We start from the raw sequence: 11,954 nt of genomic DNA on the forward strand, positions 1-11,954 counted from the left end.
TCACTCACCTTCTTTCCTGTATGTAACCTGTAATCTTTATATCATCACCGATTCTTTCTGCTTTCCAATCGGAAACTTTCCATGCATGGCTTAAAAGCTCGATACCCTCGCCTTCCACCGGCGTTTTGGCCTGTGCACCGCCGATCAGCATCGGCGCAATATAAAACTGAACTTTGTCTACAATGCCTGCCTGAAGTGCACTTTCCGCAAGACGCCCGCCGCCTTCAAGGAGGATACTGTCCACTTTCATCTCTCCAAGCACATCCATTAACGCGTTCAGATCTACATGGCCATTTTGATCCGCCTGAACCAGAAGAACATTCACACCGGCTGCTTCCAGTCGGGATTTCTTTTCGATATCACACGCCTCTGTCGATGCTACAACCAATGGATATTCCTTTGCTGATGTTACAAGCCGTGAATCTTCCGGAATTCTTAAATGACTGTCCACAATAATACGTACCGGCTGTTTTCCTCCCGGTATGCGGCAATTTAACATCGGATCATCCGCAAGCACTGTTCCGATACCAGCCATAATTCCTGTCAGCTCATGTCTTAAATGATGAACCTCTTCTCTTGAAGTTTCACAGGAAATCCACTGAGATTCACCCCCGGCGGTCGCAATCTTCCCATCCAGAGACATCGCTGCTTTCAACAGAACAAACGGCCTCTTTGTTACAATATATTTCATAAAAACTTCATTAAGCTGTATGGACTCTTCTGCCAGCACTCCTGTAACCACTTCGATTCCAGCTTTCCGAATCTTTTCAATACCTCTTCCGGCTACCAAAGGATTCGGGTCAAGTGCTGCTACAACCACACGGCCAATCTTCTTCTCTACGATCTTATCCGCACAAGGCGGTGTCTTTCCATAATGTGAGCAAGGCTCAAGTGTCACATATATGGTTGCTCCGGTAACGTCCTTACCTTCCGCATCACGAAATGCATTGACTTCTGCATGACCTTCACCGGCACGTATATGATAACCTTCACCAAGAATCTGACCATCTTTTACGATAACTGCACCCACCATAGGATTCGGTGTTGTTGTGCCGCGGCCCTTCGCTGCCAGTTCCAATGCACGTCTCATATACATCTCATCAATCTTTCTCTGCTCTTCCGGATAATTGTCCGTCATCTTCTTTGCGCCTTCTTTCTCCGGTATAATAAAAAAACCATAGTCCAAATATCAGGGCTATGGTCCATACATCACAATAAACAATCCTGTTTACAAAAAAGCTCTGGAACATATCATTCCAGAGCAAAGCAAACAAAACCCGTATTATTACATGTTAATATACTTCTTTCATCCAGACTATACTGTCGGCTTCGGAATCTCACCGAATCGGCCTCGCGGTTCGTGGGCTATACCACCGGTAGGGACTTGCACCCTGCCCTGAAGTTTTATTCAATTAATACGTTAATAATATAACCTTTTTTCTATACAATGTCAAGTACAATATTCCTTCAACCGATCAATTCCCGGTCTGATAGTCAAGAACAAGGGATAATTGCTCTAATTTTCTGCCAATTTCTTTACGTGTCATATCTTCAGAAATTGTCAGATCATTAAACACTGCACCGTTTCTTCGGCCGCCGTCCAAAAAGAAACAGTCCAGACTTGTACATTTCCGATAATCAATATTCCGATTCTTTGGAAGAATCATACCTGTGATCGGTGTAATATAATATTTTCCATCAACGACACTCTCAAGAAAATCAAAATAAATAAATTTCAACTTTTCGTTCAGATAGGTATATCGTCTTTTATAGATACTGGAAACCTCAATAAATTCAGGAGATGTCACATTCATAAAGGACGGATATAATCCTTTCCATCCATGTCTTTCAAAAACTCTCTGAATCTTTTCACGCACATGGGATCTGAAATTATTCTTTTCCGCATCATACTCATAAAGACCATCATACTTTCTTCCGCACTCATCTACCAGCTGTTTAAGTGTCTTAAAAAGAATATTCCCCTTTAATGCGCGCATTGTGTATAACAGTTCCTGTATAAGCTCCCTGTCATCCCAACGAAGTTTTGAAAATGAAAAGGAAAGTTTTCGAAGCCCAAGACCGGCAAAAAATTCTGCTGCCTGTGTCATTCGCTCATGATTCAGCTGCCATTCTACATGCTCTGCATCAAAAAGTACGGTTGATTTTCCAAAACCGATCTGGGTCGTCGGATCCAAATACAGCTGCATATACGGACGCATAAACTTAAAAATCCACAAGGCCTTTTGTTCATGTGTATTAAGATAACCCGAGCCGAGTACGGCATGCTTCTCCCGAATCGCTTCCAGTGTTTCATAGAGAAGTTTCCATGGGAGATTTACAGATGTCTCTGAAATATCAAACATATGGACATGATAATTCCACAGACGAACGCCTCCCTTAAGAGCAGAAAAAGAAAATGAACTTTCCTTAGAAACCTGCCCCTCTGTCTGAGCCGCAAGACCATTAATAAAGCTTAATCGATAGCGACCGTCACTCAGCCGTTCACCCCTAAGACTTTCCATAAATATCTCTTTCGGATGACGTCCGTCTTCAATAAGAACATCCTGAAATTCTATATCAATGGAAAATCCCTGACTTTTCTGAACAGTTACTGTAAAATTACGATCTTTAATCTTATACGGTATGCTGCGTTTCCCGACAAGTTCCCGGTAGAAAGCCAGCAATACTTTCTGTTCCTCTGTATGAAATTGTTGAACGAACTGTTGGAATTTTGCATCCACGAAGTCATTATTCGACATAAAAAGCCCCTTATCTCTATTTTAGCTAACCTTTACTATTTTATCATGACTGCGGGATGGATGCAATCATTCTTTGTTGTCAATTACAAACTTTCGTGTTATTTCGTTTTTTGTCAGTCTCTGCCATATGGCCGAAACCGGTAGTCCGACCACATTATTATAGTCGCCATGAATCTCTCGAACAAGAATGGTTCCCAATCCCTGGATCCCATAACTTCCCGCTTTATCCATCGGCTCCCCGGAACGGATGTAAGCTTCTAACTCTTCATCGGAAGCTTCATACATCGTCACATCCGTCTTTTCATAAAAAACCTGTGTGCTTTCTGCTGTCACCAGACACACACCTGTATAAACCTGATGCGTATTCCCCTGAAGAAAACGAAGCATGGAAAGTGCATCGGTTGCATCCTTCGGTTTTCCAAGTATCTTTCCGTCCAAGGATACCACTGTGTCTGCGCCGATGACAAGCACATCTTTTCTCATCTCTTCCGGAAGTTTCTCAAAAATATCTCTGGCCTTATCTTCTGCCAGTCCCATAACATTCTCTGAAGGTGTCTGTCCCCGCATCACCTCTTCTTTATGGCTCGGCATAATTTCAAACCTTAATCCTATCTGCTGCAATAATTCCCGCCGTCTCGGAGATGCGGAAGCTAATATTATTCTGCTCATTATCTGTCATTCCTCCTGAATAGAAGTATACCATAGACCCGATTATTTTCCCATCATCTCCGGCATATTTCTCCAATACATTTTCGGCATCATGCGCATACGGCAGGATGGATTCTCTCTTTCTGTTATGCCGATCGCATCATAAAAGCCCTTCCACCACATCTCAAATGCCCGCTGGTCATCTGAAACTTCCATAATCTTTCTCTGATCAGGTATGGCATCTCTCGTGATCCACCAATCGCTTGAAGCCTGATGCACACAGGCCTCATGTCTGCGCTCATCGTAAATAATCCAGTTTTCCATCGGATATCTGTCTGAAAAATGCTCAGCAATAAGGGGAAGCTGATGATGTTTGGGTGCAAAATTTGCAAACAGGACACCATCTGCCAGTTCTTTAAATCTTATAAATCCGCAGACATGAAGTTCTTCTCTCTGAACCGCCCGAAACAATTTCACCAGACGCATAACAGCCGGATCTGCAAACTGTTCAGTGACACAACCTCCCTCTCTGAACCCGCGAATAAGAAAACGATATACTACATCTGCCTTATCTTCATCACAGGCCATCGCTCCGTGCATGACCATATGCCATGCATACCAGGATATCTTTTTTATAATTGCATCCGCCACCCGGGAAGCCTTCTCCATGTCTGTATCCACATAGATCATCTCTGAAAACAGGAAAGGTTCCGCATAATCTCCGGCCTGAATCGACTGATATTCATGACCGTATCGACTCATATAAGCAAAATGCACAGCCGTCAAAATACCTTCCAAAGAATCTTCACATACATAAATTCTATGTGTCTTCACACAATCACCTCCCGTATCGGATCCAGAGGAATCTGCCACCTGCTTTCCTGGTTATCATCAAACATGGATAATTGATGATATCCGGAAATAGATTCTCTTACTTCCACAGGAAGTTTTTCATCGACCGCCAGAAGATTCTTTGTAATGGCATCCTCATTAAACTTTATTCGATACATCATGCGCCCAGAACAGGTAATAAAATACATGGCACGTTTTAACACGATCCCCATACGTTTCAGATCATTAAAATCCAAAATCGCATACCGTCTGGCCCGACATATACGCCTTGCTCCCGTCACACCAATGCCGGGCACCCGAAGAATCATCTCATAGGATGCCTTATTAATCTCAACAGGAAACTGATCGAGATGACGCAATGCCCAATCACACTTCGGATCAAGTGCTATATTAAAAGATGCATGCTGCTCACTCAAGAGTTCATCCGCTCTGAAACCGTAAAACCGCATAAGCCAGTCCGCCTGATATAAACGGTGTTCCCGAAGCAGGGGCGGCTTTGTATCCACTGCCGGCAGCAATTCATCCTTGTTGACCGCAATATAAGCCGAATAAAAAACCCTTCTAAGGGAAAATTTCTTATACATGGCCTCTGCCACCGAAATAATCTCATAATCACTCTCCGGTGTCGCTCCTACAATGACCTGTGTACTCTGCCCCGCCGGCACAAACTTTGGTGTATGACGGTAAATCGTCAATTCTTCCTTATTCTGCAATATTCCCTTCTGGACCTGACGCAGCGGCTGAAGAATCAACTGGCGCGTCTTATTCGGAGCCAGTTTCTTAAGACCTTCTGCCGTGGGCAATTCCAGATTGCAACTCATACGGTCTGCATAGTATCCGGTTCTTAAAATCAGATCCTCATCCGCTCCGGGAATCGACTTAACGTGAATATATCCTTTAAAATCATACTTTTCTCTTAAAAGGCGCACGGTTTCCAATATCAGTTCCATCGTATAATGAGGATTCTTTATCACGCCGGAACTTAAAAACAGGCCCTCGATATAATTTCTTCTGTAAAATCCAATCGTCAGGCGACAGATCTCTTCAGGGGTAAAGGTTGCCCTCGGAACATCATTGCTGACCCGATTCTTACAGTATTTACAGTCATAAATGCAGTCGTTCGTCAAAAGAATCTTCAGCAGGGAAATACATCGCCCATCCGAAGCAAAACTATGACATATACCGCAGGCTCTCGAATTTCCAAGACCGGTTCCACCGCTGCTTCTGCTCACACCGGAAGATGTACATGCCACATCGTACTTGGCTGCATCTGCCAGTATCATCAACTTTCTCTGTAAAGGTTCATCTGATATTACATATTCCATCGGGCATCCTCCTTTTTTTATATTATAGCACATATGTTCTGTTTTTCAAACACATATTCTGTTTTATTTTCACTCTTATTTGTGCTATACTTAACGAAAAATATAAAACTGCTTATGGAGGTCTGATATGAAACATGTTGGATACTATAATGGAGAAATCGGTCCATTAGAAGAAATGAAAATACCGATGCTGGATCGTGCCGTATATTTCGGAGACGGCTGTTATGATGCGGCTATGTTTAGCAATAACCGTATTTTTGCTCTTGAAGATCATCTGGACCGTTTCTACAACAGCTGTCGGCTTTTAGAGATTCCTTTTGACATGGAACGGGAAGCTCTGACAAAAGAACTGCAAAAATGTATTGATGCCAACGAATTGTCCGAAGGAATGATTTACTGGCAGTGTTCCCGGGGAACTTACTATCGTTCCCACAACTTTCCTCCGGAAACGGTCAAACCGAATCTGATGATTTTTACCGTTCCGGATGAGATCGTTCCTATGGATACAACATATAAACTGATCTCCATGGAAGACACCCGTTTTCTCCACTGCAATATTAAAACGCTCAACCTGATTCCAAGTGTCATTGCCTATCAGCGATGTATTGAAGCCGGATGTCAGGAGACCCTCTTTCACCGTCAGGGCCGGGTAACCGAATGTGCCCACAGCAATGTTCTGATATTAAAAGACGGCACTTTACATACACCTCCGAGAGACAATCTGATTCTTCCCGGAATCACACTAAAACATTTGATCATTCTGGCAAAAGAAAATAATATTCCGGTCATAGAGGCCCCATTTTCAATGGACGAATTGAAGAACGCGGACGAGGTCATCATAAGTAATTCAGGTGCTTTCTGCATCCGCGCTGATGAACTGGACGGAAAACCCATCGGCGGAAAAGACCCTAAAACATTAAAAATACTGCAGGATGCCTATAGAGACAAATTCCGTAACTAAAGGGACAGGTTCCGTGACTTACTGCGAAAGCAGCGAGTCACGGAACCTGTCCCTATTTCTAATTTGTTCTGAAAAACTCCATAGTGGATGCTTTATCATGATGAATCTGATTCTTTAAGGCCTCAATACTTTCAAACTTCATCTCCGGCCGTTCAAAGCGGAAAAACTGGACTTCAATTTTCTTTCCATACAGACTGCCGGAAAAATCGTAAACATATGTTTCCACCCGTTTACTGTTGTTTTCTGCGACTGTCGGATTAAATCCGATATTTGTAACGGAATGATAAACATAATCTCCAACAATTGTCCTTGAAGAATAAACCCCGTTTGGAGGCATGATCTTATTCATCGGAGGAATGACATTGGCCGTCGGCATTCCCAATGTACGTCCAAGCTGTCTTCCATGGACAACTTCTCCGCTCACGGAAAAAGGTGTTCCCAGCATCTTCGCAGCAAATTCCATATCACCGCGACGTATCGCCTCGCGAACAAGTGTACTGCTCACATCCCGCATCTCCATCCTGCCCGTAAATACACCTTCCTCGAAAACAGGTGCTTCAATCTGAAGTTTTGAACACACATCTGTCTTAAATCCATATTTTTCACCCAGTTTATAGAGGATTTCCACATTTCCCCGGCGTTTATATCCAAAATGGAAATCATCTCCGCATACAATAACTTTGGCTCCCATTCCGTCAACAAGAACTTTTTTCACAAAATCTTCAGCCTCTATTCCGGATGTTTCTTTTGTGAAAGGAAACTCAATAAGTGTATCAATCCCCATCTTTTCAGCCCATTCAATACGTTCTTCACGCGTAAAAATAAGCTCCTGCGGTGTATTCTGTAAAAATGCTGCAGGGTGAAAGTCAAAAGTAAACATGACGGCTTTCAATCCCTGAGCTTTATAGTGCTTTATTTTTTCAATTAAAATCTGGTGTCCCCGATGAAGTCCGTCAAACTTCCCCAGGGCCACCGCTGTATTTTCCAGATGAATATCTCTGGTTCCTGTAATATATTCCATGTCAAATTCTCCTGGTTACACAAACATCTTTTCGTTTTTAAAAGTTTTGCTGCGATCATTGTACACATAAATCGCACAAAACTTACCATGACTGTCATAAATCCGGTACTTTCCGCCCTTCTTCGGTTCAAGCCCATCTTCAAAACGGACATTTTCTCTTAAGAGCATATTTCCGTTATACAAAAGCCGATCGGCCTGTGCATCCGTCCTTCCCATAGGCCACATAGGAAAAATGCTGTCAATCGGCCAAATGGCCTGCTCAACATTTCCCTCTCCCACCAGCTTCTCAACCTGTGCCAAAGTCAGAGCCTGATTTATTTCAAAGCCGGCCACACGCACACGCATCAATGTTTCCATTGCCGCTCCGCATCCCAGCTTCTCACCGATATCATGGCATAAAGTACGAATATAGGTTCCCTTCGAGCAGTGAACACGCATATGTACATGAGCACCCTCCGGATCTATATCCAGTATGTCCAGCTCAAAAATATGGACGATTCTCGGCTGACGTTCAACTGTTTTCCCCTCGCGAGCCAGTTCATAGAGCTTCTTTCCATTAATTTTCAGAGCAGAATACATGGGTGGAATCTGAGCGTATTCTCCTTTAAAGCTTTGTATGACTTCTTCAATTTCATTCCGATTCACACATACAGGTGATTCCCTTAGAATGTTCCCGGTCATATCCTGTGTATCTGTCACAACACCCAGACGCATGACCGTCTCATACACCTTATCCTTATCCGTCAAAAGCTCACAGACTTTTGTTCCTTTTCCAAGACACACCGGAAGTACTCCGACAGCCTCCGGATCCAGTGTACCCGTATGGCCGATTTTCTTTTGTCCTAATATCCCGCGAAGTTTTGCAACCACATCATGAGACGTATATCCTGCTTCTTTGTATATATTAATGATTCCGTTATACATTCGCTGCCAACTGCCCTTCTATGTTCTCTAAAAACTTCTTTAAAGGTTCTTCATATTTGTCGTAAACCGTACATCCGGCAGCTCTTATATGACCGCCGCCATTATAAATGGATGCGACCTTATTTACATCGACAATATCCTTGGAACGAAAACTGAATTTTACAGCTCCATTTTCATTTTCCGAAATAAGAATGGCGACCTCCACACCTTTTGTCAGTCGAAGCTGCTCTACGATTCCCTCAAGATCATCTCGTCCGGCACCAAAACGTGCAAACATCTCTCTGTCTACTACCGTATAAATGCAGCGTCCGCCGAGAACAAGCTGACTGTTTAAAAGCGCCTGTCCGAGAAGCCTTGCCTGCACATACGTATGTTCATAAAATACGCCGTCAATTAATCGGGCTGTATTGATACCTTTGCTCATCAGCTTTCCGGACACCTGCATCGTGTGTTCACCTGTACTGCTGTACTTAAATACACCCGAATCACAGATAATTCCAATATACAATGCCTCAGCAGCAGCAAGACTGATCTTTTCATCATCAAGCAGGTCATATAAAACCTCACATGAAGAACTTGCATCCGGCACAACATGATCAATATCCGCAAAACCCGTATTGCTCACATGATGATCGATATTGATCCTCATTTTTGCCTGATCAAAGTACTTTTCTGCATTTTCAGTCATGCGCTCTTTCTGGCTCGTATCCAGACAAATAAATAAATCATATACTTTATCCGCATCGCCCGGCTTTTTAATTTCATCTGTTCGGCTGATTACTTTATAGCACTCAGCAAAAGATTCAAGATAAACATCCGTCTCAATCTCCGGGTAATTTTCAACAATATAATTATAAAGACCCATACAGGAACCCACGCAATCGCCATCCGGCCGTGTATGACCGGTAATGGCAACTGTGCGGCTCTTCATGAGCTGCTCATCAAGAAAATTTTTCATAATTATTCGTCCTCTTTCAGATCTTTATTTACCTCTGAAATCATTTTTGACATATGCACACCGTACTCGATCGACTGATCCATAATAAAGGTGATGGCCGGTGTATTTCGTAAATTTACAGAATGAGCAAGTTCCTTTCGGATAAAGCCCATGGCACTGTTTAATCCTTCCATCGTTGACTTCTGTACCTGTTCGTCACCGAGAACACTAATATAGGCTTTACAGCTCTTAAGATCCGGAGCCACCTCTACCGCTACGACAGAGGTCAGCGATGAGATTCTCGGATCTTTTATCTCTCTTGAAATGATCCGTCCCAGCTCACGCTGCACTTCACCGTTAATACGGGTGTTTTTAATGCTGTTTTTTCTCATATATTCCTCTCTATCTTGGAACTTCTTCCATAACAAAGACTTCTAACTGGTCTCCCTCTTTAATATCATTATATTTTTCAAGGGACATACCACATTCATAACCTGCTGCAACCTCTTTCACATCATCTTTAAAACGTTTCAGAGATGCAAGTTCACCTTCATGGATAACAATATTATCACGGAGAAGACGAACTTTGGAATGACGCTCGATCTTACCGTCAAGAACATAGCCGCCGATAATTGTACCCACACCGGAGACTTTGTATGTCTGACGTACTTCCGCATGACCAATGATCTTTTCACGGAATTCAGGATCAAGCATACCTTTCATAGCTGCTTCAATATCTTCAATCGCATTATAAATAACACGATACAGACGCATATCTACTTTTTCTGTCTCAGCCACAGTCTTTGCCATATTATCCGGACGCACATTGAATCCGATAATAATTGCGTTTGATGTGGAAGCCAGAGTAACGTCGGATTCGTTGATGGCACCGACACCGCCGTGAATGATCTTGATTGCGACTTCATCATTGGACAGTTTCAGAAGACTCTGTTTAACCGCTTCCACAGAACCCTGAACGTCTGCTTTGACGATCAGATTCAATTCTTTGATCTGTCCGGCCTGGATCTGATCAAAAAGACCGTCCAGAGAAAGTTTGGATTTTGTATCTGCCAGTAATTTTTCTTTCTTTTTAGCAATAAATGTCTCAGAAATTGTACGTGCTTCTTTTTCAGTATTTGTGGAAAGGAAGACTTCTCCTGCTTCCGGAACATCATTTAAACCAAGGATCTCAACCGGAATTGATGGTCCTGCCTCTTTTACACGACGTCCTTTATCATCCACCATGGCACGAACTTTACCATAAGCAGAACCGATTGCGAGGCAGTCTCCCACATGGAGTGTACCCTTCTGTACCAGTACTGTGGCAACCGGACCTTTACCTTTATCGAGCTGTGCTTCAATAACAAGACCACGGGCTCTTCTGTTTGGATTTGCCTTTAATTCGCACATTTCTGCCTGAAGGAGAATAGAATCCAGAAGATCGTCGAGACCTTCACCTGTATGTGCGGATACCGGAACAAATAAAGTTGTACCGCCCCAGTCTTCCGGAACAAGTTCATATTCTGTCAATTCCTGTTTTACACGTTCAACATTGGCACTTGGTTTATCAATTTTATTGATCGCAACGATAACTTCGATGCCTGCTGCCTTTGCATGGCTGATCGCTTCAACAGTCTGAGGCATAACACCGTCATCTGCGGCAACAACGAGAATCGCGATATCTGTGGACTGGGCACCGCGAAGACGCATTGCTGTGAAAGCCTCATGTCCCGGAGTATCAAGGAATGTGATCTTCTCACCTTTGACATCGACAACATAAGCACCGATATGCTGGGTAATACCGCCAGCTTCCCCTGTTGTTACATGTGTATTACGGATTGCGTCCAGAATAGATGTTTTACCATGGTCAACATGACCCATAACACAGACAACCGGTGGTCTTGGCTGTAAATCGTCTTCGTTTTCTTCATCCTCTTTAAGAATTTCTTCGATAGGATCGATGACAACCTCATGTTCACAGAGAATATCATATTCTAATGCGATTTCTTCTGCTTCATCATAAGTAATCTCTGTATTCAGAGTCACCATCTTACCGCTGAGGAACAGTTTTTTTACAATCTCGGCACCGGAAATCTTCATCTTATCACCAAGTTCCTTAATTGTAACAACTTCCGGAAGAATAATATTTGTCACTTTTTCTGCTGCCGGCTTCGGCTTCTGTACAGGTTTCTGAAGATCTGTCTTTTTAGATAACGGTTTTCCTCCGAATCCTTTCTTGCTGTTTGTTCTTCCGTCTGTCACACTCTTAACCGGCTTTTCTTTGTCTTTATAATTTCTCCGGCTTTCACGGCTTGTATCCTTAGATACAACAACCTCTTTGCTGATGGCACTGTCCAGATTGAATTTGCCTTCACCACGGTTATTATATCCGCGATTTCCTCCGCGATTATCCCGATTATTATTGTTATTATATCCGCCCTGGCGGTTCTGTCCGCCGTTGTTATTATTAAATGGACGACGTTCTCCATTTCCTCCCTGGCGATTCTGTCCGCCATTATTATTGTTG

General features: G+C 43.0%; 11 protein-coding genes and 1 riboswitch. Of the genes, 1 reads left to right on the forward strand and 10 read right to left on the reverse strand.

Annotation, left to right across the window (positions count from 1 at the left end; all coding sequences use genetic code 11):
- Positions 1-4: 4 nt before the first annotated feature.
- From ribD to QZZ35_RS01815, 5 genes are all read right to left on the reverse strand, one after another.
- Positions 5-1,138, reverse strand: coding sequence for a bifunctional diaminohydroxyphosphoribosylaminopyrimidine deaminase/5-amino-6-(5-phosphoribosylamino)uracil reductase RibD (ribD, locus tag QZZ35_RS01795; protein ID WP_291235892.1), 1,134 nt, complete (start codon positions 1,136-1,138; stop codon positions 5-7).
- Positions 1,139-1,294: 156 nt separating this feature from the next.
- Positions 1,295-1,408, reverse strand: a riboswitch (FMN riboswitch).
- Between the two features lie 67 nt (positions 1,409-1,475).
- Positions 1,476-2,759, reverse strand: coding sequence for a hypothetical protein (locus QZZ35_RS01800; protein ID WP_291235893.1), 1,284 nt, complete (start codon positions 2,757-2,759; stop codon positions 1,476-1,478).
- A 66-nt stretch (positions 2,760-2,825) separates the two neighbouring features.
- Complete coding sequence (locus QZZ35_RS01805) at positions 2,826-3,428, reverse strand: Maf family protein (protein WP_291235894.1); 603 nt, start codon at positions 3,426-3,428, stop codon at positions 2,826-2,828.
- Positions 3,429-3,470: 42 nt separating this feature from the next.
- Positions 3,471-4,241, reverse strand: a complete 771-nt coding sequence (locus QZZ35_RS01810; RefSeq protein ID WP_291235895.1) for a TIGR03915 family putative DNA repair protein — start codon at positions 4,239-4,241, stop codon at positions 3,471-3,473.
- Positions 4,238-5,584, reverse strand: a complete 1,347-nt coding sequence (locus tag QZZ35_RS01815; RefSeq protein ID WP_291235896.1) for a putative DNA modification/repair radical SAM protein — start codon at positions 5,582-5,584, stop codon at positions 4,238-4,240. The genes QZZ35_RS01810 and QZZ35_RS01815 overlap by 4 nt, the downstream gene beginning before the upstream one ends.
- A gap of 127 nt (positions 5,585-5,711) precedes the next feature.
- On the opposite strand from QZZ35_RS01815, the gene QZZ35_RS01820 reads away from it, so the two are divergent.
- Positions 5,712-6,545: an aminotransferase class IV gene (locus tag QZZ35_RS01820; protein WP_291235897.1), complete on the forward strand. Its 834-nt coding sequence runs from the start codon at positions 5,712-5,714 to the stop codon at positions 6,543-6,545.
- Between the two features lie 58 nt (positions 6,546-6,603).
- Here QZZ35_RS01820 and QZZ35_RS01825 read toward each other — a convergent pair whose 3' ends face one another.
- The 5 genes from QZZ35_RS01825 to infB form a co-directional block, all read right to left on the reverse strand.
- On the reverse strand, positions 6,604-7,566 hold the full coding sequence (locus QZZ35_RS01825; RefSeq protein ID WP_291234371.1) for a bifunctional riboflavin kinase/FAD synthetase: 963 nt from the start codon (positions 7,564-7,566) through the stop codon (positions 6,604-6,606).
- A 15-nt stretch (positions 7,567-7,581) separates the two neighbouring features.
- On the reverse strand, positions 7,582-8,490 hold the full coding sequence (truB, locus tag QZZ35_RS01830; RefSeq protein WP_291235898.1) for a tRNA pseudouridine(55) synthase TruB: 909 nt from the start codon (positions 8,488-8,490) through the stop codon (positions 7,582-7,584).
- On the reverse strand, positions 8,483-9,448 hold the full coding sequence (locus QZZ35_RS01835; protein WP_291235899.1) for a DHH family phosphoesterase: 966 nt from the start codon (positions 9,446-9,448) through the stop codon (positions 8,483-8,485). The genes truB and QZZ35_RS01835 overlap by 8 nt, the downstream gene beginning before the upstream one ends.
- Before the next feature lie 2 nt (positions 9,449-9,450).
- Positions 9,451-9,819 carry a 30S ribosome-binding factor RbfA gene (gene rbfA / locus QZZ35_RS01840; RefSeq protein WP_291234374.1) on the reverse strand — a complete coding sequence of 123 codons (369 nt, stop codon included), beginning with the start codon at positions 9,817-9,819 and terminating at the stop codon, positions 9,451-9,453.
- Positions 9,820-9,829: 10 nt separating this feature from the next.
- On the reverse strand, positions 9,830-11,954 hold a 2,125-nt coding region (infB, locus tag QZZ35_RS01845; protein WP_291235900.1), incomplete at its 5' end, for a translation initiation factor IF-2.

The sequence above is a fragment of the Frisingicoccus sp. genome, from assembly GCA_016298055.1.
GTDB lineage: Bacteria > Bacillota > Clostridia > Lachnospirales > Lachnospiraceae > Frisingicoccus.